The sequence below is a fragment of the Planctobacterium sp. R6 genome (assembly GCF_055755215.1).
The window spans coordinates 81,837-106,654 of the sequence record NZ_JBVTQY010000013.1; the positions used below are offsets into that span (position 1 = coordinate 81,837).

The following is a 24,818-nucleotide window of genomic DNA, read 5'->3' on the forward strand; positions in this document are numbered from 1 at the left end:
GTTGTCTCCCTGGACCACTAATTTTTTAATTTATTTAGTGTTATTGCCGCTCGTGTCGCGGCGATTATTGTTAGGTAGTGAACCTAACGGGTAGTGAACCCGCAAACAATATACACAAAGGAAAAGAGCGGGGTCAAGCTGAAAACTTTTTAAAAATCAGTGAAAGTTCAAATTTACAATTCCCTAACATTTCAATTGACGTAATAAAAAGTTTACACTTTGTAACAAGGCTAAACCGAAAACAGTGAAAACCCAAGGTTTTTCTTTACGTTTACGGGAAGTGCAGGTAAGACCTCTTTCGGCAACAGGAAAGTCGCCATATTGAAAAAATCTTTAAAAATTCGGTTGGATTCAGTGGTTTTTTTCAAATACTCGTGCCCTGAGGATCCACCTGTGCCTATTTTCGTTCCCAGCATCCTTTGTACCATCATCGCATGCCGGTACCGCCACAAGGTCAGATTTTCATCAATCTCAGTTAAACACGTCAGAAACTGAAACGGCAGATTAAAGACTGGCTCTTCGCTGTATTGATGAATAAATAACGCTGACATCAGTGCATTTTGAGAAAGCCTGTAATGCCCTTCTTCCATCAGCTTTTGATAATATTGTTCATCAAAAATGGCGTTAAAGCTGGCTTCGGTTTTTTGCAATTCCAGCAGTTCTTTTTGCCTATCCTCTTCAGAAATCATATTGTTATTTTTTATGATTTCCCGATCACTCTTCAACATTTCCTTAGTGGCAGATTCATAGTGTTGCCAAAACTTAAAATTATCAAACTCCAACAAAGGTAGTCGCTCTAACCAGGCGTTCACCAGTTCGAACAAACTTTGTTTTTGTTCCAGGGCTTCAAGAAAATGCCGATCTTTTTCTTCCAGCCGTTGGTAAAAAGACTGCTTGTCAAAATCGATGCGATACTGCGACTTCAAACCCAGTCCAATTTCCAGCATTTTAAACTGAATGCTCTGAAATCCCGATGCGGGAACTAAATAATCTCTGAAAGACAAAAATTCCTGTGGAGTCATGGTTTCCATGATGCTGATTTGATCATTGAGTAATTTCTGGATTTTTATTACCCGGTTTAACCGGTGCACCACGGTGGACAATTGATGATCTTCCACGGCCTGTTGAGAAAACACGTCAATAACCGTACTCAACTCATGCAGAATTTGCTTGAACCAAAGCTCATACACCTGATGTACGATAATAAATAAGGTTTCATCGTGAGCGGCAGTTGCATACTTTTCACTTTGAAGTTCCTGAGCACTTAAAATGCGATCAAGATGTAGGTAATCGCCGTAATATACCGGGGTCGTGTTTTTTTTCATTTTGTTCTCCTGCACGACATTTGCACCACGCTCTGTAAAACGAGTATGTTGCTCTTTGAAGTAAGCTGGTCTATATAAAAGATTAGGTTAAAACTGTTTCAATTGAACAACCAACAGCGGTTATTTAAATTGATACAAGGTCAACGATTAATTACTGAGTTTAACATCACTGTGGCCGGTCATGAAACTTGATGATGATATTCACAACTATTACGAACACCTGGTTTTAGAACGCATTGAAAAGCTCAACTTACCCAGGAAAAAAACGGCAGATTATATTGCCGATTTATGCTGTCTGGCATTGAATAAAGTGCCGCCGAGATACATCAGGTACGAAGTAGACATGGCTTTTTTTCTGCCGCAGTTAGAACGGATCCAAATGGAGCAGGAAGTCGAAGAAGCCATAGATTTGGGTATTAAGATTTTAGACGAAAGGGAAAGCAGAGGCGAAAAATAAAAGCAAATTTGAGGGTGGCAATCCCGCCAGCCACATCCCGGCACATGAGTCATCTGCTGCGGCTGCTCCCTTCCGGGCCTGACCGAGTTCACAAATTATCATTGCGGGAGGACCAACAGGACCGCCATTGAAATCGCGGCGCGCATTATGCCCAATTCAGCCAGGGACTGCAAATTTAATTCAGCCCCTGCGGGGTATTACCAGGATTTTCCGAATCGCTCTTCAGCGATCAAATTACTCACGCGATTAGTGGGCAACTGCTCCTGATCAGCACGGGTGTATATTTCGCGCAGGGTCAGGGCAATACCCTCAAGGTGAGTTTTCAGCGCCTGTGCGCTGCTGTCTTCCTGGTTCTGATGGTAAATATCAATGATGCCACCGGCATTCAACACATAATCTGGAGCGTAAAGAATGCCCGCCTCCACCAACAGTTTTCCATGCTCTTCTTTAGCCAACTGATTGTTAGCAGCACCGGCAATTACCTTGCATTTTAACTGCGGGATGGTGCGTTCATTCAACACCGCACCCAGTGCACAGGGAGCAAACACGTCGACATCTTGCTGCACAATTTCTTCCGGACTTACAACAATAGCACCAAGCTCTGCTTCCGCGCGCTTTAGTTGCTGCTCGTAGATGTCGGTAACAATCAGCTCTGCGCCTTCATCTTTTAATTGTTGTGCCAGACGGTAGCCTACGTGGCCCAATCCCTGAATTGCCACTTTGAGGCCTTTTAAGTCTGTACCTAACTTGTATCTGACGGATTCTTTCAATCCAACAAAGACACCGTAGGCGGTCGCCGGCGCCGGGTTGCCATCGGCATGGCCGCCATGAAAACTATAACGAGAATGAATCCCTGCGACATACTGACTTTGCTCAGACATCAGATTTAAATCATCAATACTGATACCTGAGTCTTCAGCGGTAATATAGTCGCCCTGAGCAGCGTTCACAAAACGCCCCATCGCGGTCATCATTGCTGGCGTTTTATCTGTATGAGGATTACCAATAATAACAGCTTTACCACCGCCTAATTTCAGATTGGCCATGGCTGCTTTGTAAGTCATGCCTTTTGACAGGCGTAATACGTCAGTTAATGCTTCACTACTATCGGCGTAGTGCCACATTCTGCATCCGCCCAAGGCCGGGCCAAGATTGGTGTTATGTACTGCAATAATCGCCTGCAAGCCCGACGACTTATCTTTGCAAAATAACACTTTTTCGTGTTGATCAAATTCATGATGTTCAAATACAGACATAGGACTCTTTCTTTTCAATTATTATTGCGTTGTTCGGATTGTACTTATTTTGACACAGTCGTAACCTGGGATCTCAAAGAAAATCCGGGGTAAGACCAGAATAGCTGTAAGGAAAATATTCCATGTGGATTTCGCGATTTTCAGGAATTAATATCTTTCACCCAATTTTGCCATCAGATACACGATAAACGAGTTTTTTGTACTAAAATTCTTTCTGAAATAGAAAAATCCTGTTACCTTTCACAAAAAATAAAAACCCTATCTCCTAAATGAAATTAGATAAGTTTGATCGTGAAATCTTACGCGTTCTGCAAAGAGACGCCACCGTATCCATGGCTGACCTCAGTCAATTGGTTGGTCTGTCGCATACCCCCTGTTGGCGACGCGTTAAAAAGCTGGAAAGTGCCGGCATTATAAAAAGCAAAGTAACACTGCTAAACAATAAGTTGCTCAACTTAGGTGTCAGTGTTTTCATTTATGTGACACTTAAAAATCACGATACTGAATCGCTGAATGCCTTTGAAGAGGCTGTACAAGACATTTCAGAAATCATCGAGTGCCACACCACCAGTGGTGAAAAAGATTATTTATTGAAAGTGATTGTTGAGAGTATTGAAGAATACGAGCATTTATTAAAATCTAAACTGACTCACCTGCCCTGTGTTGATCACCTGAGTTCAACGTTTGCATTGAAACAGGTGAAAAACACCACAGAACTGCCGATTAAATCTCAGTAGCGTCTCGACCGCTACTGAGCATCAGGTTGTGCTTCCGGTGCAGCCTGAACAAAAGCCTCCAGCTTATTACAATTATCTACAACTCTTTTTATCAATGGATAGTGGCTCATATCAACACCAAACCTCTGTGCGTTGTAATATTGGGGCACCAGCACCACATCAGCCATTGACACATTAAATCCGAAACAAAAATCCGCTGCCGAGTTTTGAATTCGGCGCTCAACAGAGGCAAACGCCTGTTCTATCCAATGCTTTGCCCAGGCTGTCTTGGCATTTTGATCAGCATTAAAGTGCTGCTCAAGGTACTGCAACACCCTCAGGTTTTGAATAGGTTGCGCATCGCAGGCCAAATCATAGGCCACGGCTCGAACCCGGGCTCGATCCAGTTTGTGATCCGGTATCAACTTATTCGTTTCGGGAAATCGTTCATCCAGATATTCGATGATTGCCAGAGACTGATTAAGGATAATGTCTGATTCATTATCGCTGTCCACCAGTGTTGGCACTAATTCGGCAGGGTTAAGCAATTTGTATTCATTACTATGCTGCTCTCCTCCGTCTTTGACGAGGTGAACGGGGATATACTCATAATCAATCTCTTTCAGATTGAGCGCGATTCTAACCCTGTAACTGGCCGATGAGCGCCAATAGCCATACAGTTTCATATCTATCTCCTGTCGTTAAATACTCAGCAACTTCTTCGGTCACTTTTCAGAATTTAATTATATTTTAATTGTTTTGCGACTAATGCCATATTCACGCAACTTATTCGCAATTGCGGTATGGCTCAAACCTAATTTACGCGCCAACTGTCGGGTACTGGGATAACTAGGATAGAGTTGTCTTAGCAATGACTTTTCGAATTTTTTAACGGCTTCATCTAACGTCCCTTCAAAGTCACTGGAGGAAAAGTTAAAGCTGGAAGCTGCGCCAGGTAGCTGAATATGCTCCTTGTGAATTTCCCGGCCAGACACCGTCAAAAGTGCCCGGCAAACCGTGTTTTCCAGTTGTCTGACATTGCCAGGCCAGGCATGAGATTGCAATAACTCAACACAAGATTTGGATAACTTGGGGACTCGCTTGCCCATTTTCATGGCTTGTTGTTTCAGGAAATATTCAGCTAAACCAATAATATCGCCTTTCCTTTCTCTCAACGAGGGTACAACAATGATCAACGAGGTAAGTCGGAAATACAGATCTTCTCTGAAGCGATTTTCAGCAACTTTTAAACTTAAATCTTGTTGTGTTGTGGTCATCAACCGCGGTAGCTCTTCATCCTTATTCGGCGCCTTGCTGCGCAGTTGTTCAGCATGCTCCAGCCAGGCGCACAATTTTGCCTGGGTAGATTCCGCTAACTCGCACACTTCTTTGAGTAAAACAGTGCCAATACTGACGTTATTGAGCACACCACCAGACGCAGAATCACCAAACAACATCTCTTCCAACTCTTGTGGTGAATGGCCCGAAACCACAATCTGTTCGAACGGTTTATCGCGTCCCGCTCCGACAGAGTGGCTGGCTCTTGCCAACGTTTCTTTTCCGCTGCCTGTTTCACCGGCGAACAACAGCGGCAGGGCAGACTCAGCAAACTTTTTGGCCTCCCTAATCGCTCTTTTCATTACCGGGCTTTGCGCCAAAATATGATTAAAGCTCTCTTCGTTGGGTTGATGAAAGGCACTGAATTGCTGGCCTAACCTGAATTCTGATTTAAGCAGAATTACCGCACCAGCCAAAATGGATACCTGATTAGAATCAGGAACATATACCGGAAAAAAGTCAGCCAGGAAGTCCTGCTCAACGAACTTTACTTTGTGGGTCTGAACGCCAATATCACGCCCCTCCAGCCACTTTACAACATTAAACCCTTTAACTAATTCCGCGACATGAGTACCCAGCAAGCTCTTTCTGTCGACATCCAGGCTGGAAGCGGCGGCATCATTTGTCAGCATGACTTTACCTTTGGCGTCCACAGAGAACACGGGATCAGGCAGAGTTTCCAGAATCGCGGTTAATTCATTGCGTTCACGCTCAATGGGCATAAAAGGTGTTGTTTTTACGTCGGTGACACCACTGAGTTTACGAATTTCAGGCATCAGGTGTTGAAACTCATTGAACTCAATGGTGGGAAAGCTCAGAAATATTTTTCCGTTAGGATCGATTTCGATCCCCCTGAGATCGATATTATATTTAACCAGAATGTCTAAAACATCCTGCGTGATCCCGAGTCTGTCATGACAGGTAATCTCCAGACGCACTTCGTACCCCAAAAATCTATTGTAAAGATAATGTTACGAATTTATCTCATTACCCTGCAAAAAGGAAGCATCAGTCAGTAACAAAAACCTCATAACATAGAAATAATTTCAGCAAAAAGCGCTTATCACTATCCTCACAGGTTGTCCGGCACTAAGTTAACAAACGCTCATCACACATTTCAGCCACTAATGATGCGAAATCTGTACTTTCGACAATAACCTGCTGCACCCTGCTCATCTGCTGCACAAAATGGGCAAGTTGATCTTCTGCGTTGTGTAGCCCTGCAAAAAACTGCTCCATGGGTTGTATCAAAGCCAACGGGTGATACCAGTTAATGTTCTGTATACCTGATTGCTGTGGCTTGTTAATCACTTTCCAGTCAGCATTCAGTGCAGCAATCCGCTGGCAAAAATCCAAACTAAAACACCTGAAAGTATCGCTTTTACGTAACAACTGATGTGTTCTTCGGTCAAAATCAAACACCACTGCGACATGCAAACGATTGCCCATGTCCTCATTAAAATGGTGGTCACTTCCATCAAAAATCACACCGTGAAAAATCCCGGGAAACCAGCCTCTTGCTGAGCCATTTTCTATGGGGCGAAACTCAATACCAAAGCGTTGCTCCACTTTTTTACTGAGGTCGTTAATCACAGTGCCAAAACCGCTGCCTAGTGGCCAGTTATTCTGAGGCAATGTCGCCATGCGAAACAAAGACGCTAACTGATCATCCAGGGCTTTTGCTTCCAGATAATGTTGAATTGCGATTGGATTGATTGGCGCAACGGGTCCGAGACTTTCAGACTTTAGTAACGCCATGAACTCCTTGGCATACCAGATAACATCAGGTTCAATATGCGCTAACTGCTTTTTAATTAAGCTGTAAACGTTATTCCAGCAAAAGGCACAGTCAGGAGATTGTTGATGCTGATACTCACGCTCGGTGATCAGCACCAGACGATAGTCGCTGAAATTCTCAGCGGCGTAATTCCGGTAATGTTCGAGTTGTTGAAAATGCAAATCAGCCCGGACCTTGTGCTCGAAGACCAAAACCCCCGACTCCCACTTAAGCACCATATCAGGGTATTTGTTGGCGAAATTTTCCTGCGTGGAAACCTGGTAATCCGGCCCGTGCCAGGTAATTTCGTCCTCCAGTAACCCATTGATGTAAGTCACCAGTGCACCGGTGATAACTTCACTACTGCGTAACAAGTGTGCAAACGCTTCAGTAATAAAGTTCTCAAGGGGATTCGTATTTTCCCTGGGGCGGTACTTCCTCAAATTGACCAGCAGGTTATTTTCCATCTTCCTTTTCCTCTTTCAAACTGCAGGAACATTTAACGTGGCAACGTTTGCCGAAGTGGCATTGTGCACTGCCCTTTGTTTAATAATCAAGGCTGCTCCGGTACTGCCACATTTATACTGCGGGCGATACATTCCCCACACAAGACTTGCCTGACCGCAAGCTGGCGTATATATCTATCCATCATCAGATACCCTGTGAAAATGCCGATAGTGCGGATCCGTTTGCCAGAGACAGGCTGCAACCGGAAACGAGAACCGCGCGGCAATACGCTTCTTTATTGTCGATGCCATAACACTGCGATCCGCGTAAACAATAAAATGCTGTCGCCGGGCATTATACAGCACTCGTCCTCTGGGTAGCTCCTGATATTCCGATCCGTAAAGTTCCGGAAAATCAGGTAAATACAAGTGCTTGTGTTCCCAACTATCGATATGTTGAAAGGAACTATCCACTATTCCCAGAGAGTCTGTAGCAACGGCTAGTCGTGGTGTTGTTTCTGCAATGATGTGCTGTCTGTAACACCAAAATATGCCTACACAGGGTTCCGGTTTGTTCAACCTGTTCTCCAAATCTTAAAATTGCCTGCTCAGCACTGATTTAAGAGATGTTTACAACCCTTACAGGATGCAACGGGCTAAGAAATGGCGTTAGAAGTATTAGATAAAAAAGTGAGACTGTAAAAAACAAAAAACCTCTGTGCAATTCAGAGGTTTTTGCCGGAAGAGGCATTGTTAAAGCTTGTTGATTTCCCGGTTTAACTGGTACTCAGAAGATGTAACGTAACATTCCAGTTTACGTAATCTGAGTTCCAGTTTGCCAAATTGATTGTGAATATCTTTAAAAGCCTGTTTAGGGGGTTCACCGGCTTGCCAGACTTTAGATTTGACCTCGACCTTTGCGTCCTCACCCAGGTTAGATACCCAACCTTTGGATTTATCAGCCGCAACTGCGAAAGCGCTCTTTTTTATTTCTTTGTCGGACTTTTTATCCAGTATGAACCAACCAATAACATAAGCCATGAAGAAAAAGGAGCCGGTTAATAAAAACCCAGAGATGAAAATGATTCGAACTAACCATAACTCCCATCCAAAGTAGTCAGCCAGCCCGGCGCAAACGCCGGCTACTTTTCCTTTTTCAGTGTCTCTGTAAAGTTCTTTTTTCATAACTACACCTTACTGCGCCATTCTGGAGACTCTTCGTCCAATATCGCTTCCAGGGTTTTGATTCGATCGGCCATTCCTTCGGCCTGACGCGCCAGTTCATTGAGCGTTTTGATTTCAGCTTCTGACAGTCCCTGGCTCAACTGCTTTTTGCTGCGGTAATGTAAAATTAACCATATAGGCGCTACTATGACTAAAAATACCACTATGGGTGCGACAATAATTCCAATGACATCTTCCACGGTCAGTTACCTCTGCGTCTTATTATTTAATTACTTACTGGCTTTCTTTTGATTTTTTAGCTTGGCTTTCATAGCCGCCAGTTCGTCATCAACTTTGTTTTCGGACTCCAGCTCCGCAAACTCGTCAGAGAGGGTTTTCTTACCCAGATCATAGGCATCCACCTGTGACTCAAGACTGTCAATCTTCTGCTCGTAACGCTCGAATCTGTCCATCGCATCATCGACTTTACTGCTGTCCAGACGCTTCTTAACTTCAAGTCGAGAACTCACCGTTTTTTGGCGCATAATAATGGCTTTCTGACGAGACTTGGCATCCGCTAATTTTTCCTGCAGTTGCTCAACTTCAGCCTGAAGTTTACTCAATTGCTCGTCGAGTAGCCCCAATTCATGTTTCAGGCTCTCAGCATGTTCCTGACATTTTTTCTTTTCTAGTAAAGCGGCGCGTGCCAGATCTTCGCGGTCCTTACTTAGCGCTAATTCAGCTTTTGCTGCCCAATCTTGAGATTCCTGCTCCATTTTGTCGATCTGACGGGTAATATCCTTTTTGTTTGCCAGGGTTTTAGCAGAGGCTGAACGCACTTCTACCAGGGTGTCTTCCATTTCCTGGATGATGAGACGCACCATTTTTTCCGGATCTTCGGCTTTGTCCAGTAATGCGTTGATATTTGAATTTACAATATCGGAAAAACGAGAAAAAATACCCATAATCATTTACCTCTTAGTTTTTATCTCATTCTGATTGCGAAAATGTTGGAGTTTGTTATTCAAATAACAGGCCAATCTAATATTTTGTTTAAACCACTGAATTACATAGTATTATTTGGCTTAGCAATTTAAAGGGAATTGACCTATCATTGTCTTCTAACCACAAATTGGTTAAATACACCAAATAATAAGGTTTTTCATGAGTCGATATCGCCAACAAGATAATTTAATCGGTCAGGCTAATAGCTTTCTGGAGGTTTTGGAACAAATTTCTCAGATCGCAACACTTACTAAACCGGTATTAGTGATAGGAGAAAGAGGGACTGGTAAAGAGCTTGTTGCTGCGCGCTTACATTACCTCTCGAAACGCTGGGATCAACCCTACATTAAATTGAATTGCGCCGCCCTCAGTGAATCTTTGCTGGAGTCCGAGCTATTTGGTTACGAAGCCGGGGCTTTTACCGGTGCCAGTAAACGACGCGAAGGACGCTTCGAAGTGGCTCACAACGGCACCTTGTTTTTAGATGAATTGGCCAATACCTCGGGGTTAATTCAGGAAAAGCTACTCAGGGTAATTGAATACGGTGAATTTGAACGTGTCGGTGGATCTCGCTCTGTCAAAGTCGATGTGCGCCTAATTGCCGCCACCAATGAAGATTTACCAACCTTAGCAGAAACGGGCGAATTCAGGGCAGACCTGTTAGACCGACTGGCGTTTGATGTCATCACACTACCCCCTTTGCGAGAAAGAAGAGAAGATATCATTATTCTCGCTGAACATTTTGCCATTAATATGATTAGAGAAATGGAACTTGAGTTGTTCAGCGGTTTTACTGAAAAAGCCAAGCGGGTGTTGTTGGACTATGACTGGCCCGGTAACATTCGGGAATTAAAAAATGTGGTGGAACGATCCGTATACCGTACCAACAACCCTTATGTGCCGGTGCATGAAATTATTATTGACCCTTTCGAATCAAAATTTCGCCCAAATACCCGAATTAAAACTCAGGACAGAATTACACAATCACCCTCTCAGCCACAGGATAACGACACGCCGCCCAATCCGGTGCAGCACAGTCAACCGACACCGGCCGTTGCTGACATTAACCCGGCGTTTGATTTTGAGTTTCCGGTGAACTTAAAAGAGCTGAGTCAAAGTTACGAAATTGATATGATTAAGCAAGCGCTGGCGGACAGCCATTACAATCAAAAGAAAACCGCCGACAAACTCTCTCTGACCTACCATCAGCTCAGGGGATACCTAAAAAAATACAACCTGCTGGATACTTCTGTTGAAGATTAAAGTGTTTTATCGTCAGATTATAGCCACCTTGCTCACTTTAACAGGTGTGGTGGCATGTGGCGGTAATCACGACCTGAAATTTAAAGATGAGGGCCTGATTTATTGTTCAGAAGGCAGCCCTACCAGCTTTAATCCGCAACTGGACACCTCCGGGACCACCGTCGATGCCACCTCACACCAGCTTTACGACAGGCTGCTGGAATTTGACCCGCAAGACAGTAAAATCATCCCGGGCATTGCCGAAAGTTGGCGCGTCAGTGAAAACGGGCTGCACTACACTTTTCAGTTACGTAAACAGGTGGCGTTTCATGAAACAAATTATTTCACCCCCACCCGGCACCTGAATGCTGATGACGTGATTTTTAGTATCAATCGCTGGCGGCTAGAATCGCATCCTTATCACGACATCGATGTCAGTGGTTATCCTTATTTTGTCAGCTTAGGCCTGGATAAATTGATCAAAGATGTGCGCCGCATTAACGGCTATCGCATCGTGATTGACCTGAACAAGCCTGACAGCTCTTTCCTGGCAAATCTGGCTACGGATTTCGCCATCATTCTTTCCAAAGAATATGCCGAATTCTTACTGGAAAAAAAACAGCCTCAATTACTGGACGAAAAGCCCATAGGCAGCGGCCCCTTTAAATATATCAATTACCGAAAAGGTCGTTTTATTCGCTATGCAAAACACGAAAACTACTGGAAACACGACCGCGCAGTAAAACAACTCATTTATGACATCACACCGTCGAGCTCGTTGCGCCTTGCCAAACTAATGACTGGCGAATGTGATGTTATGTCTTTGCCGGCACATAGCGAACTGGATATCATCCGGGATCGCAATAATTTAGTGCTGGATGAGAAACCAGGACTCAATGTGGGATTTTGGGCCTTTAATACCAGCAAGCCCCCATTTGACAACCCGGAGGTAAGGCGGGCCTTGGCGATGGGTATCGATAAAACCACCTTACTGGAAGCCGTGTATTTTGGCAGCGCGGTAAAAGCAAACGGACTGGTTCCCCCCAGCAGTTGGGCGTTTCAGGAAGATTTACGAGATAACAGCTACAACCCGGTACTGGCCAAAGACCTGTTGCGCAAAAATGGCATCGAGCCGGGGTTTACCATGAATATCTGGGCAATGCCGGTTGAGCGGGCCTACAACCCCAATGCCACCATGATGGCTGAGCTTATCCAGGGTTATCTGGAGCAATTAGAGATTAATGTTGAAGTGATAAGCTTTGAATGGAGCCTGTTCAGAAGACGTCTGGACAGCGGCGCACATGACTCAGTATTAATTGGCTGGTCAGCAGACAATGGCGATCCCGACAACTTTTACCGACCGGTGTTAAGTTGCGCGGCCATTGAATCAGGTACAAATCGCGCGCGCTGGTGTAATGAAACGTTCGATGAAATTATCGATGAAGCACTGACCTACTCAGACACTGATACCAGAGCGGCACTGTATCAAACCGCGAATGCCATCATTGCAGATCAAATTCCAATCGTGCCTATCGCCCATGCATATCGCTTTCAGGCCTACCGGCAAGGCTTGTCTAACCTGGAAATCAACCCATTTGGCGGTATCCGATTCGGTGATGTGGAGAATACCCAGTGAGTTTCTATTTTTTGCGCCGCCTCAATTTATTGGTGTTCACCCTATTCATGTTGGCAATGGCGTCTTTTGGATTGGCTTACCTGTTTCCGGGTGATTACCTGACGAACCTCACCGGAATTCATTTCGAGTCCGAACAACAACGGCAGCTGTACGCTACCTTGTACAAAGAAAGTGATGGGGTTTTCTGGCAATTTATCGCTTATCTGGACTTATTATGGCAAGGAGAATGGGGGCAGAGCTTTAGCTCCAACCAACCCTTGTATCAGGAGGTAACCACCTATCTTCCGGCCAGCATTGAATTGAGTGCTTACGCACTTTTTGTATCGCTGGTTGTCGGTATTCCTCTGGGATTTCTGGCCGGCTTGCGTCACAACAAGCTGGCTGACTACAGTATTTTGTCAATGAGTTTTATTGGTTACTCAATCCCGGTGTTCTGGTTGGCCTTAATATTGATCTTAATTTTATCGCTGCAAATGGGCTGGTTTCCCATTTCTGGTCGCATCAGTTTGCTCTATGACATCCCGCTGGATACCGGTTTCATATTAATTGATATTATTCGCTCAGATGTCAGTTATAAATGGGATGCGTTCAACGACGCACTGCGGCATTTATTTCTGCCCACGCTGTCGATTTCAATTGTAACCAGCACCATTATTTTACGCATTACCCGACGCTCGGTAATTGAAGTTATGGGCAGTGAATATATCAAAGCGGCTACTGCACGCGGATTGAATCGCTACCAGGTCATCTTGAGACACGGTATTCGCAATACTATTATTCCCATTATGCCGCAGTTAGCCTTACAATTTACAACCTTGCTTACCAATGCCATGATCGTTGAAAGTATTTTTTCCTGGCCGGGCATAGGCAACTGGCTTATTCAGGCCATTTATCAGGGTGACTATCCGTCAATAAGAAGCGGCATGCTGGCAGTATCAAGTTTAGTGGTCATCTTTACGGTATCCATCGATATAGTCCATAAAATCATCGACCCACAGAGGTTATACAGACAACGTGTTAAAATCTAATCTGTATCAGGAAGAACAATTTCCGTCTCCACTTCGCCAAACCTGGTATGAGTTTCGGAAAAGCCACCTTGCTTTTATAGGCTTGTGTATCCTGGCCAGTATTACGCTGATAGTAATACTGGGGCCCTTTGTCACCCCATATTCACCACTGACTCAGAATACAGACGCCCTGCTGGTACCCCCCGCCTGGGATGGCAATGGCGGTATATCCCATGTTTTGGGTACGGACGGACTGGGCAGAGATGTATTGACCCGGGTCATTCACGGTAGCCGGGTAACCTTTGGCATCAGTGTTTTTCTGGTACTTGTGGCCATGCTGATAGGGGTTTTGATTGGCGCGTTTGCCGGTATGAATACCGGTATGCGCAGTAGTATTTTAAATCATTTGTTAGATTCAATGATGGCCATCCCCACGTTGTTAATTGCCATTATCATCGTTGCGATATTAGGACCCGGCCTGGTTAATTCCATGTGGGCCATAACGTTGGCTTTAATTCCGCAATTTATCCATTACACACGAGATTTCGTAAGAACAGAAGTCAACAAAGAATATGTCATTGCGGCGCGACTGGACGGTGCTTCGCCCGCCAGAATTTTCGTATTTTCACTTCTGCCAAACATGGTGGAAATGTTGGTGGTACAGGGCACGTTGGCGTTGTCTATCGCCATTCTGGATATCAGTGCATTGGGTTTTCTGAATCTTGGCGTTCAGTCCCCCTATGCAGAATTGGGTGCCATGCTCTCTGAGGGACTGGATATCGCCTATATCGCTCCCTGGAGTATCGCAGCACCCGGTGCCGCAATATTTATTGCCATAATCTCCATCAATGTTGTGGGTGATGGCTTGCGCTCAGCCCTCAGAAACAGGTTGAAATACTAATGCCGCTGTTAGACATCAAAAACCTTACCCTGGAAATTGATACCGCGGGTGGCCGGGTAAAAGCGCTTGATAAGGTCAACCTGACCATTGATGAAAGTGAAATTCGCGCTTTAGTGGGAGAGTCCGGCTCAGGAAAAAGCCTGATTGTTAAATCAATCGTTGGCGCAATCAATGACAGCTGGACTCTGACGGCCGACCGGCTGAACTGGAAAGGCTCGGATCTGCTCGCAATGTCTAAAGAGCAGCGCCGCAAGATCACCAAAGATGATATTGCCGTTATCTTTCAAAACCCGGTGAGTTCGTTAGACCCCACCGCTTCTTTAGGGGAACAACTGGAAGAGAACATTCCGGATCATTTGGTGGGCAAAGGCTGGTTCTGGCAGCGTCAGGAAAAACGCAAACAGATAGTGTCCAGACAACTACACAAGGTGGGCATTAAAAACCATGAGTTGTGCTTGTCCAGTTTCCCACATCAGATTTCAGATGATGTTTGCCAGAAGTTTATGATAGCAATGGCGCTGGTGTCAGAACCTAAGCTACTGATCGCCGATGAACCCACCATGGGTATGGAAACAACAATTAAAAGCCAGATCCTGAAACTACTGTCCCGGCTAAATCAAAACCGTAACCTCAGCATCTTGTTTGTCAGTCACGATCTACTGGCGATTTCTTCTATGTGCCACTCTATGACGGTATTGTACTGCGGACAGACTGTGGAAAGTGGCCGAATGACTAACTTGCGCAAAAGGCCTTTGCATCCCTATACCAAGGCCCTGCTGGATAGCGCGCCAAGTTTTAGTAAAGACTTACTACCCAAATCAAACCTGTCAGCGCTGGATGGCACAATTCCCACCTTACAACACTTACCAATAGGATGCAGATTGGGGCCACGTTGTCCAAGAGCGCAAAAAGAGTGCGTCAAGATCCCGGCTCCGCGACACATACACAATCATTATTACAGTTGCCACTTTCCATTGCACAGGCCATTAAAATGACCGCGCTATTAACCGTAAAGAACTTAAAGTTCAAACGTAAAGTAAGGAAAAATTGGTGGCAAAAAGCTGAGAAGTTTGTCATCGGTCCCATCAACTTCGAATTAAATGCCGGAGAAACACTGGCCATTATCGGCGACAACGGTTCAGGGAAAAGCACGCTGGCGAATCTGCTCGCGGGTGTTGTTACCCCCAGCTCAGGTCAATTATTGCTAAATGGGCAAAAACTAAGACACAGAAATCTAAAACAACGCAGCCTGAATATCCGGATGATATTTCAGCATTCCAAAGAATCATTAAATCCGGCATTGACCGTGGGCACAATTCTGGACGAGCCACTAAAGTTGAATACCAACCTGGATGCCAGGGAGAGAAAAGAGAAAATCTCAACCACATTGCGACAGGTGGGCTTACTCCGAGAACATGCACACTTCTATCGCCATATGCTCTCAGACGGTCAACGACAACGGGTTGTTCTGGCACGAGCCTTAATCCTAAACCCACAAGTCATTGTAGCAGACGAGCCTTTTGCCGCGTTAGATCCTTCAGTACGGTCACAAATGGTAAACCTGCTTATGCGCTTGCAACGGGAGCTGGGCCTGAGCTACATCTTTATATCCCACAATTTAGGGATTGTGCGCCATATCAGTGATCGCGTGCTGGTATTACAAAATGGCAAGGTAATCGAATCCGGGAAAACCGATGTGGTATTCAACTGGCCGAAAAGTGATTACATGAAAAAATTACTCACCGCCCATCAATCATTGGTACTCAGTAAGCTTTTAGATTAGCGAAAGTAAACGAAGAGAATTAGGGAAGCTGAATTGCACAGCTTCCCCAAGGCAAGACTTATTGCGTAACAGTTTTCACTTCTGCGTTAGCATTTAGTGCATCCATCAAAGCGGTAAATCCGGACTGCCCGTAGTCAGAACTCAATCGCTGTTGAATCGCCTGCAGCTCGGCACTATCCAAGGCTTCCGGCTGATTAATTGCGCGCAATTGCACCACACCGACATTGCCGTTGTTCAGTTCAACAGCTCTGGCGGCGCCAATTTCACCCAGTTTAAACAACTCTGAACTCAGCGAGCTATTTAGCGAGCCAGAATAACGTTCCACTGCCTGCTCTTCTGACCAGCTGACACTTTTCTCAGCTAACAGCGCATCAACGTCTTGCTCGGAGCTGAGGCTTTCAATAACCGAATCTGCCCACTGCATTGCCAGTTCCTGAGCCTTCTGAGCCGTCAATGTCGCAACGATATCGTCACGCACCTCTGCCAGTGGCAACGTTCTCTCCGTCTCGTGTCCGGTAACCCGAAAGACCACAAAGTGCTCGTCATTCAATTCAATAATGTCGCTGTTTAAACGATCTTCCAGCATCTCATCAGAAAACGCTTTGCTTTGTAACAGCGCATTATCAAAAGGTACTGGTGCCTGGTCGCGAGTAACGCCTGTCAATCGCTTAACTTCAACATTTCCGGCAGCTGCCACCTCTTCAAGAGAATCAGGCATTTCAAATGCCAATTGCGACATAGTTTGTTGTACTGCTAAATATTGCCCCAGAGCGGCTTCTTGCTTTAATTGTGCTTCTATTTCAGCCCGTACGTTTTCCAGTTCTTCCACTGATTCCGCTTTCAGACCGGTAAGTTTGATGATGTGAAAACCAAATTCACTGCGCACAACCCCGGTAATATCGCCTTCTGCGGCCAGTTCAAACACTGCGGTTTCGAAAGCTTCATCTGTATCACCACGACTAATCCAGTCCAGGTCACCGCCGTTTTCACCGCTGAAACTGTCATCGGACTCTGCTTTTGCCAGCTCTGCAAAGTCTTCACCGTCGTTCAGTCTTGTTAGTAGCGCATTGGCGCGCTCTTCGCTGGCTTGTTCATCTTCACCAAATTCCACCAGAATATGAGAAGCCCGGCGCTCTTCTTCGGTTTTATAATTGTTCAGGTTTTCTTCGTAATACAGCGCTACATCTGCGTCATCTACCACGGCTTCTGCCAGAAAATCACTAACCTGTACTTCTACGTAAGCCAGGTCCACCTTTTCCTCGGTATCATACTGGGCAATGTTTGCCTGATAATGGTCATTGATATCCTGATCCGTCACCGTAACTTCAGATTCGAACAAGGTGGCGTCCACTTCAAAAAATCGCGTGTCTCGGGTTTCGTTTTGAATTTTCAAAAACATTTCTGCTTCAGAGCCTAACGCAAAATCAGACTGACCTAATGCGATGCCTAATTGCTGACGCGCCATTTGACCACGTAAATAGTCTCTGAAATCAGCGGGAGTGTACCCTGCTTGTATAAGCAATGCCTGATAGCGATCGTTGTTGAACTCACCACCCACGGCAAATTCAGGCATACTGACAATCGTTTCACGCAGTTCAGCATCACTGATACGAATGCCCAGCTCTCTGACTTTCTGATCCATCAGTTTATCGTTTATCAGGCGTTGCAAAACACCTTCCCGAAACGATTTTAAATATTCACTATTGGCCGTCAGTTGCGTGAATGTGTCACCCAACTGAGCTTCCATTCTGCCACGTTCAGACTGATAGGCTTTCTCAAAGGTAGAAGCACTAATTTCTTCGCCATTGACCGTTGCCGCTGCACTATCCGCGCTGGAGTTGATGTAGCCACCAACACCTGCAAATATAAAACTCAGAATGATAATACCGAGAATAATTTTGGCCGTTATTCCCGTGGCCCCTTCTCTTATTTTTTCCAACATTAGGCTTTCTCTTCATCACCTCAAAATCAATTTCGCGCGGGATTATACCGCAACACCAGGCCAATTTGCACACCAGAAATAGGATTAATTTTGGACTTTTGACAGGCAGGAGTTACAGAGTGAGTTCACGGACGAAAGAAGATTCAATTTTAGGATCAAAAAAGGGCGAGTTATCGCCCTTTTTAATTATTCAAATAAGTTGCTCTTAGTTACATGCATCTTTCAATGCTTTACCAGCTTTGAAAGAAGGAACCTTAGCAGCAGAGATTTGAATAGTCTCACCAGTTTGTGGGTTACGGCCACTGCGAGCAGAGCGTTCACGAACTGAGAAAGTACCAAAGCCAACTAAAGCGACCTGGTCGTCGTTTTTAAGAGCCTCTGTTACAGCGTCAGTGAAAGCGTCTAAAGCTCTGCCAGCAGCGGCTTTAGAAATGTCAGCGTTCTCTGCAATCGCGTCGATAAGTTGAGACTTGTTCACAATATCATCCCCTTCAATTGTTATTATTTATTGTTCCGCATTTGTTGTTGCGGAACCGTTATAACAAGCTTGAACACGAACTTCAAGCGATGTTTAACAATTTTTTCAAAATTAACGATTTACCGCCACCCCTTGCGTGGCAAGGGTTCTAGCGGGACACATCAAAAGGCTACCACAAGTTTACGGATTGGGAAGCCTTAAATGTGCTTTTATCTCAAAAAATTGCATATGTGTTTATTTTTTAAGCAATATTAGCCTGAACAGGTTCAAAACCTTGCGGGTTCTCTTCCAGAGCCAGGTTCAAAACTTCGTCAATCCACTGTACAGGATGAATTGACAGGTCTCTTTTAACATTCTCAGGGATCTCTTCCAAGTCTCGCTCGTTATCCTTAGGTATAACTACGACCTTGATTCCACCGCGGTGTGCGGCTAATAATTTTTCCTTGAGTCCGCCAATTGCCAGCACTTCACCACGCAATGTGATTTCCCCGGTCATGGCAACGTCGCATTTCACCGGGTTACCGGTCAGACTGGATACCAGTGCCGTGCACATAGCAATACCCGCACTTGGACCATCTTTAGGCGTAGCGCCTTCAGGCACATGCACATGGATATCTCTTTTTTCGTGAAACTCTGGATTAATGCGCAATTTATCAGCGCGGCTGCGCACTACCGTCATGGCGGTCTGTATCGATTCCTGCATGACATCGCCCAGCGAGCCGGTAAAGGTTGTTTTACCTTTTCCAGGTACTGAGGTTGCTTCAATCGTAAGCAAGTCCCCGCCGACCTGTGTCCAGGCCAATCCGGTAACCTGGCCAATCTGATTATTTTTGTCCGCTTTGCCATAATCGTGGCGTTGTACACCCAGGTACTCTTTCAGGTTGTCCTGATTCACCACAACTTTATCGGCTTTTTTGTTCAATAAGATCTGTTTAACTGCTTTGCGGCAAATCTTGGATATTTCACGCTCCAGCGCCCTGACACCAGCCTCGCGGGTGTAATAGCGAATGACACCAATGATCGCTGACTCTTCGATTTCCAGCTCGCCCTGTTTGAGGCCATTGCGAGACATTTGTTTTTTCACTAAGTGCCGCTGCGCAATGTTAAGTTTTTCATCTTCGGTGTAGCCCGACAGACGAATCACTTCCATCCGGTCCAGCAATGGACCAGGTATATTCATACTGTTTGAAGTGGCAACAAACATAACGTCGGATAAGTCGTAATCCACTTCCAGGTAGTGATCACTGAAACTGTTGTTCTGTTCCGGATCCAGTACCTCCAACAGCGCTGACGCCGGGTCACCGCGCATGTCAGATGACATTTTGTCAATTTCATCCAACAAAAATAGCGGGTTTTTAACTTCCACCTTGGCCATTTTCTGAATCAGTTTGCCAGGTAAGGAGCCGATGTAAGTTCGGCGATGGCCGCGAATTTCTGCTTCGTCTCTGACACCACCTAAGGCCATGCGTACGTACTTCCGCCCCGTTGCTTTAGCGATAGATTGCCCCAAGGAGGTTTTACCTACACCGGGAGGTCCCACTAAGCACAAAATAGGCCCCTTGAGCTTACGGACCCGTTGTTGCACGGCTAAATATTCGATGATGCGCTCTTTTACTTTCCCCAGACCATAATGGTCCTCATCCAGAATCTTTTGCGCATTGTTTAAATCTTTTTTCACTTTACTGCGTTTATACCAGGGGACATTGATCAACCAGTCAATGTAACTTCTGACCACAGTAGCTTCCGCTGACATGGGTGACATCATCTTCAGTTTATTCAACTCAGATGTTGCTTTTTCTTTGGCCTCTTCAGGCATTTTGGCGTCAGCGATTTTTTTGTTTAGCGCTTCAAATTCATCAGGTGCTTCATCCAGCTCACCCAGTTCTTTCTGAATGGCTTTCATTTGCTCATTCAGATAGTACTCACGCTGGCTTTTTTCCATCTGCTTTTTAACCCGGGTGCGGATCTTCTTTTCCACCTGCAACAGGTCGATCTCACCTTCCATCAGCGCCATCAGATATTCGAGCCGCTCTGCGACATCGTTCATCTCCAGCACTTTTTGCTTTTCGGCCAGTTTAAGTGGCATATGAGCCGCCATGGTGTCAGCCAGACGCGCGGCATCTTCAATGCCGTTCAGCGAAGTCAGTACTTCAGGTGGGATCTTCTTGTTGAGTTTGACATAGCCTTCAAACTGCGACACCGCGGAACGTATCAATACTTCCTGCTCGGATTCAGACAAAGACGCACTGTGCGCGGTTTCCACACTGGCTACGAAATAATCGTCAGTTTGCAGATACTCAGCGATTTTGCCCCGTACTGTTCCTTCTACCAGAACCTTCACGGTACCGTCTGGTAACTTTAAAAGCTGTAAAATGGTAGCAATGGTACCAACCGAATAGATATCCTCTTCTTTAGGGTCATCTACTGCGGCATCTTTTTGCGCCACCAGAAAGATTTGCTTATCATTATCCATTGCCGCTTCTAAACAACGGATCGACATTTCTCTGCCGACAAATAGGGGAATAACCATGTGGGGGTAGACCACCACATCTCGCAACGCCAGTACCGGCATTTCAATGCGATTTTCTCGCTGTTCACTCATGCTGATTAACTCGTTTACATTTTTGTATGAATATGGGGCTCGAAAGAGAAAGATCAAATACTGATTTGTGGAGCCCTCGAATAAAAATAATAAAGGCTCTTAAGAGCCTTTTTATTATTCTGAAGCGGCCTTTTTATCGGCGGTGTTGTCATAAATCAGTATCGGTTTCGATTCTCCTTTTATGACACTGTCGTCGATTACCACTTTGCTGACATCTTTTAACGATGGCAGTTCGTACATCGTATCCAGTAAAACGCCCTCGACAATAGAGCGTAAACCTCGGGCACCTGTTTTGCGCACCATGGCTTTTTTGGCAATAGCGTTCAGTGCATCATCCCTGAACTCTAATTCAACATTCTCCAGAGAGAATAAAGCGCCATACTGCTTAGTCAGAGCATTTTTAGGTTCTTTAAGGATTTGAATTAAAGCTTCTTCGTTTAATTCTTCCAGGCTGGTCACCACCGGCAGACGACCGATAAACTCAGGAATTAACCCATATTTAACCAAATCTTCAGGCTCTACCTGCTGAAACAAATCACTCACTGAGCGGCTGTTGTCAGCACTTTTTACCTGCGCACCAAATCCAATGCCTGTTCCGGTATTGGCTCGCTGTTCGATGATTTTATCCAGGCCTGCAAACGCACCACCACATATAAACAGGATCTTTGAGGTATCAACCTGCAAAAACTCTTGTTGTGGGTGCTTGCGCCCGCCTTGTGGCGGCACCGAGGCAACCGTACCTTCAATCAGTTTCAGCAACGCCTGTTGCACACCTTCACCGGATACATCGCGGGTAATCGACGGATTATCTGATTTACGAGAAATCTTGTCGATTTCATCGATATACACAATACCGCGTTGCGCCTTTTCTACGTCATAATCACATTTCTGCAATAGCTTTTGAATGATGTTTTCCACATCCTCCCCCACATAACCAGCCTCGGTTAGTGTGGTGGCGTCGGCCATTGTAAATGGTACATCTAACAATCTCGCCAAGGTCTCTGCCAGCAGTGTTTTACCGCTACCAGTAGGACCGATCAGCAAAATATTACTTTTACCCAGTTCAACCCCATCGTGAACATCGCCATTTCTCAATCGTTTGTAGTGATTGTAAACAGCAACAGACAGGACCTTTTTCGCGTACTCCTGCCCAATCACATAGTCATCAAGGTGACTGTGAATTTCCTGAGGTTTGGGTAAAGCGTCTTGCTTTTTCTTGGGTGAAATCTCTTTTATTTCTTCCCGAATAATATCATTGCAAAGCTCAACGCATTCATCACATATAAAAACAGATGGTCCGGCAATTAACTTTCTTACTTCATGCTGACTTTTGCCACAAAAGGAGCAATAAAGTAATTTATTGTCGCCTTCACCACTTTGTTGATCACTCATTTACCACGCCTCTAGTGTATTAGAGTCTAATTCCTAACATTTACCACAAATGGGGGATTATTTACAATTATGATTCATCCCCACCTAAAGTTTAGCTTATTCTTTGGTTTTTAATACATCATCACGACTGGATAATACCTGGTCAACAATACCATAATCCTTGGCTTGTTTGGCGGACATAAAATTATCGCGATCGGTATCTCTTACAACCGTTTCATAGTCCTGGCCGGTATGATCAGCCAATAAGCGGTTTAACTTCTCTTTGATGGACAGTGTTTCTTTGGCATGTATTTCAATGTCAGAAGCCTGGCCCTGGAAACCGCTCAACGGTTGATGAATCATTACCCGGGAGTTATTCAGGCAATAACGCTTACCCTTAGCACCACCCGATAACAAAAATGCGCCCATGCTCGCGGCTTGTCCAATACAAACAGTGCTCACATCGGGTTTAATAAAATTCATGGTGTCGTAAATTGCCATACCGGCAGTGACAGAGCCACCCGGAGAATTAATGTATAGATAAATATCTTTTTCCGGATTCTCCGCTTCCAGGAACAACAACTGCGCTACGATTAAGTTTGCCATGTGGTCTTCTACCTGACCCACCAGGAAGATGACGTTTTCTTTAAGCAGTCGAGAATAGATATCGTAAGAACGCTCACCTTTAGCAGTTTGCTCAACCACCATGGGAACAAGTGCATTGTCGACAGAGGAGTTTTGTAGATTTAATGAATTTTGCGGAGTATAGATCATATTTTTTTTGGTTCTCAAAATAAAAATGCTCGGTAAGTACCGAGCATTTATGCAGTTTGCTAAACAGAAAGTCAAACAATAAAACGGTTATGCTGTTTTATTCATCACTTCGTCAAACTTTTTAGCAACTTCGGTGACATTCGCTTCTTCTAAGATAATGTCAATTGCCTGATCTTCAAGTGCCAGATTCTGCATTTGTTGCATTAATTCCTGATTGGTTTTGTAATACTCAATCACTTCTTGCGGATCTTCATACGCAGAAGCATTGGTTTCAATCAGGGCGTCAACTTTAGCCTGGTCAACTTTTAACTCTTTAGACTTGATCACTTCACCCAGAATCAGACCCACTGATACGCGCTTCTTCGCGTTGTCTGCAAACAGGTCATCAGGTAGTTCAGGCATGTTCTGCGCGTTACCATTATTACCAAAGCGTTGCATTGCTTGCTGCTTAAGTGCGCCAATTTCCTGCTTGATCAATGCTTCAGGTAAATCCACCTGATTGTTTTCGATCAAACCGGTGATCACCTGCTCTTTTAATTGAGAGCGCAAAGTCTGATCCAGTTCACGCTTCATGTTGCGGGTAACTTCAGCACGCAAAGCGTCTACACTACCGTCTTCTACACCGAATAATTTAGCGAATTCTTCATTGATCTCAGGTAATTCCTGAACTTCAACTTTTTTCACAGTAATCGCAAATTTAGCGTCTTTACCTTTCAGGTTTTCAGCGTGATATTCTTCAGGGAACGTCACTTCTGCAACCAATTCTTCACCGGCTTTTTTGCCAACGATTGGATCTTCGAAACCAGGAATCATGCGAGATTTGCCCATCTCCAGGACGAAATCTTCAGACTTGCCACCTTCAAATTCTTCGCCGTCAATCGTACCAACAAAGTCAACAACTACGCGAGAGTCAGCCGCAGCAGCATCCTGAGATTCAACCCAATTAGCATGTTGCTTGCGCAGCGTGTCCATCATAGTGTCAACGTCTTCATCGTTGATTTCAACAACCGTTTTTTCAACTTTGATGGCATCAAGATTCTTTACTTCGAATTCTGGGTAAACTTCAAAAGAAGCCACAAACTCCAGATCTTCACCGTCTTTGTCGGACTTCATTTCAAAAGCAGGCATGCCGGCAGGATTCAATTTTTCCTGCATAACTGCCTGATAAAAATTGCGCTGCATCACTTCGCCAGCGATTTCCTGACGAACAGCTGTGCCAAAACGCTTTTTAATAACAGAAACCGGCACTTTACCAGGACGGAAGCCATTAATTCTTTGAGTCTTTGCTAATTGTTGCAAACGGGATTTAACTGCAGAATCGATTGTATCTGCAGGAACAGTAATAGTGAGACGGCGTTCTAAACCTTCCTTTGCCTCGACTGATACTTGCATTCTTCTACCTCTATAGTGCCTGAACGCACATTTAATTGTAATTTAGGCCAGATAACTCAACTTTACGAATAACCGTTTAAGTGAAGGTAAGTCGCTTGGGAAACGGGCTCCCGAGTTAGCTTTTACACGATCTGGCGCGTCACCTGATAAAAAAGACGCGATATTATAGCGGCAGTCTGGTTGATAGTCGAGACTAAACAGGAGAA

The 24,818-nt window shown here is 44.9% G+C and carries 23 protein-coding genes and 1 other RNA gene; 8 read left to right on the forward strand and 16 right to left on the reverse strand.

Going from position 1 to position 24,818, the window contains the following annotated elements; genetic code table 11:
• Positions 1 to 230: 230 nt before the first annotated feature.
• Positions 231 to 1,325, reverse strand: coding sequence for a tryptophan 2,3-dioxygenase family protein (locus tag AC0J20_RS10665; protein WP_229528743.1), 1,095 nt, complete (start codon positions 1,323 to 1,325; stop codon positions 231 to 233).
• 181 nt (positions 1,326 to 1,506) lie between these two features.
• Between AC0J20_RS10665 and AC0J20_RS10670 the strand changes: the two genes are divergently transcribed.
• A complete protein-coding gene (locus tag AC0J20_RS10670; protein ID WP_229528742.1) occupies positions 1,507 to 1,782 on the forward strand; it encodes a late competence development ComFB family protein in 276 nt (91 codons plus the stop codon).
• A 21-nt stretch (positions 1,783 to 1,803) separates the two neighbouring features.
• Here AC0J20_RS10670 and ffs read toward each other — a convergent pair.
• Both ffs and AC0J20_RS10680 read right to left on the reverse strand, forming a co-directional pair.
• Positions 1,804 to 1,900: signal recognition particle sRNA small type (gene ffs, locus AC0J20_RS10675), an RNA gene on the reverse strand.
• Positions 1,901 to 1,979: 79 nt separating this feature from the next.
• A complete protein-coding gene (locus AC0J20_RS10680) occupies positions 1,980 to 3,038 on the reverse strand; it encodes a Glu/Leu/Phe/Val family dehydrogenase (RefSeq protein WP_473021639.1) in 1,059 nt (352 codons plus the stop codon).
• Positions 3,039 to 3,307: 269 nt separating this feature from the next.
• On the opposite strand from AC0J20_RS10680, the gene AC0J20_RS10685 reads away from it, so the two are divergent.
• Positions 3,308 to 3,775 carry an Lrp/AsnC family transcriptional regulator gene (locus AC0J20_RS10685; protein WP_229528740.1) on the forward strand — a complete coding sequence of 156 codons (468 nt, stop codon included), beginning with the start codon at positions 3,308 to 3,310 and terminating at the stop codon, positions 3,773 to 3,775.
• A gap of 11 nt (positions 3,776 to 3,786) precedes the next feature.
• Here the strand turns inward: AC0J20_RS10685 and maiA are convergent, their stop codons facing one another.
• From maiA to pspA, 7 genes are all read right to left on the reverse strand, one after another.
• On the reverse strand, positions 3,787 to 4,446 hold the full coding sequence (gene maiA / locus AC0J20_RS10690; protein ID WP_473021650.1) for a maleylacetoacetate isomerase: 660 nt from the start codon (positions 4,444 to 4,446) through the stop codon (positions 3,787 to 3,789).
• Positions 4,447 to 4,497: 51 nt separating this feature from the next.
• Positions 4,498 to 6,030, reverse strand: coding sequence for a TyrR/PhhR family helix-turn-helix DNA-binding protein (locus tag AC0J20_RS10695; RefSeq protein WP_229528739.1), 1,533 nt, complete (start codon positions 6,028 to 6,030; stop codon positions 4,498 to 4,500).
• A 151-nt stretch (positions 6,031 to 6,181) separates the two neighbouring features.
• Positions 6,182 to 7,336, reverse strand: a complete 1,155-nt coding sequence (locus AC0J20_RS10700; protein ID WP_473021640.1) for a hypothetical protein — start codon at positions 7,334 to 7,336, stop codon at positions 6,182 to 6,184.
• 174 nt (positions 7,337 to 7,510) lie between these two features.
• Positions 7,511 to 7,894 (reverse strand): hypothetical protein, encoded by a 384-nt coding sequence (locus tag AC0J20_RS10705; RefSeq protein ID WP_473021641.1) that lies wholly within the window; start codon positions 7,892 to 7,894, stop codon positions 7,511 to 7,513.
• Between the two features lie 174 nt (positions 7,895 to 8,068).
• Complete coding sequence (gene pspC, locus AC0J20_RS10710; RefSeq protein ID WP_229528736.1) at positions 8,069 to 8,500, reverse strand: envelope stress response membrane protein PspC; 432 nt, start codon at positions 8,498 to 8,500, stop codon at positions 8,069 to 8,071.
• Positions 8,501 to 8,502: 2 nt separating this feature from the next.
• Entirely contained in the window at positions 8,503 to 8,739 is a 237-nt protein-coding gene (gene pspB, locus AC0J20_RS10715) for an envelope stress response membrane protein PspB (protein WP_229528735.1), read from the reverse strand.
• A 30-nt stretch (positions 8,740 to 8,769) separates the two neighbouring features.
• Positions 8,770 to 9,444, reverse strand: a complete 675-nt coding sequence (gene pspA / locus AC0J20_RS10720; protein WP_229528734.1) for a phage shock protein PspA — start codon at positions 9,442 to 9,444, stop codon at positions 8,770 to 8,772.
• Between the two features lie 199 nt (positions 9,445 to 9,643).
• Here pspA and pspF point away from each other — a divergent pair, with 199 nt between their 5' ends.
• Genes pspF through AC0J20_RS10750 form a run of 6 tightly spaced genes read left to right on the forward strand, consistent with a single transcriptional unit; the run spans position 9,644 to position 16,053 of the window.
• Entirely contained in the window at positions 9,644 to 10,747 is a 1,104-nt protein-coding gene (pspF, locus tag AC0J20_RS10725) for a phage shock protein operon transcriptional activator (protein WP_473021642.1), read from the forward strand.
• On the forward strand, positions 10,737 to 12,362 hold the full coding sequence (locus tag AC0J20_RS10730; protein ID WP_473021643.1) for an ABC transporter substrate-binding protein: 1,626 nt from the start codon (positions 10,737 to 10,739) through the stop codon (positions 12,360 to 12,362). Before pspF ends, AC0J20_RS10730 begins: the two co-directional genes overlap by 11 nt.
• Positions 12,363 to 12,409: 47 nt before the next feature.
• A complete protein-coding gene (locus AC0J20_RS10735; protein WP_473021651.1) occupies positions 12,410 to 13,390 on the forward strand; it encodes an ABC transporter permease subunit in 981 nt (326 codons plus the stop codon).
• On the forward strand, positions 13,377 to 14,270 hold the full coding sequence (locus AC0J20_RS10740) for an ABC transporter permease subunit (protein ID WP_229528732.1): 894 nt from the start codon (positions 13,377 to 13,379) through the stop codon (positions 14,268 to 14,270). The genes AC0J20_RS10735 and AC0J20_RS10740 overlap by 14 nt, the downstream gene beginning before the upstream one ends.
• Positions 14,270 to 15,265, forward strand: a complete 996-nt coding sequence (locus AC0J20_RS10745; protein WP_229528731.1) for a peptide ABC transporter ATP-binding protein — start codon at positions 14,270 to 14,272, stop codon at positions 15,263 to 15,265. Before AC0J20_RS10740 ends, AC0J20_RS10745 begins: the two co-directional genes overlap by 1 nt.
• Complete coding sequence (locus tag AC0J20_RS10750) at positions 15,262 to 16,053, forward strand: peptide ABC transporter ATP-binding protein (protein ID WP_229528730.1); 792 nt, start codon at positions 15,262 to 15,264, stop codon at positions 16,051 to 16,053. Before AC0J20_RS10745 ends, AC0J20_RS10750 begins: the two co-directional genes overlap by 4 nt.
• 58 nt (positions 16,054 to 16,111) lie before the next feature.
• Here AC0J20_RS10750 and AC0J20_RS10755 read toward each other — a convergent pair whose 3' ends face one another.
• The 6 genes from AC0J20_RS10755 to tig form a co-directional block, all read right to left on the reverse strand.
• Positions 16,112 to 17,995 (reverse strand): SurA N-terminal domain-containing protein, encoded by a 1,884-nt coding sequence (locus AC0J20_RS10755; RefSeq protein WP_229528729.1) that lies wholly within the window; start codon positions 17,993 to 17,995, stop codon positions 16,112 to 16,114.
• 205 nt (positions 17,996 to 18,200) lie between these two features.
• Positions 18,201 to 18,473 carry an HU family DNA-binding protein gene (locus AC0J20_RS10760; RefSeq protein ID WP_229528728.1) on the reverse strand — a complete coding sequence of 91 codons (273 nt, stop codon included), beginning with the start codon at positions 18,471 to 18,473 and terminating at the stop codon, positions 18,201 to 18,203.
• Between the two features lie 241 nt (positions 18,474 to 18,714).
• Positions 18,715 to 21,075, reverse strand: coding sequence for an endopeptidase La (lon, locus tag AC0J20_RS10765; protein WP_473021644.1), 2,361 nt, complete (start codon positions 21,073 to 21,075; stop codon positions 18,715 to 18,717).
• A 114-nt stretch (positions 21,076 to 21,189) separates the two neighbouring features.
• Positions 21,190 to 22,467: an ATP-dependent protease ATP-binding subunit ClpX gene (gene clpX / locus AC0J20_RS10770; protein ID WP_229528726.1), complete on the reverse strand. Its 1,278-nt coding sequence runs from the start codon at positions 22,465 to 22,467 to the stop codon at positions 21,190 to 21,192.
• Between the two features lie 96 nt (positions 22,468 to 22,563).
• A complete protein-coding gene (clpP, locus tag AC0J20_RS10775) occupies positions 22,564 to 23,220 on the reverse strand; it encodes an ATP-dependent Clp endopeptidase proteolytic subunit ClpP (RefSeq protein WP_229528725.1) in 657 nt (218 codons plus the stop codon).
• An 87-nt stretch (positions 23,221 to 23,307) separates the two neighbouring features.
• Positions 23,308 to 24,612 carry a trigger factor gene (tig, locus tag AC0J20_RS10780; RefSeq protein WP_229528724.1) on the reverse strand — a complete coding sequence of 435 codons (1,305 nt, stop codon included), beginning with the start codon at positions 24,610 to 24,612 and terminating at the stop codon, positions 23,308 to 23,310.
• Positions 24,613 to 24,818 lie beyond the last annotated feature (206 nt).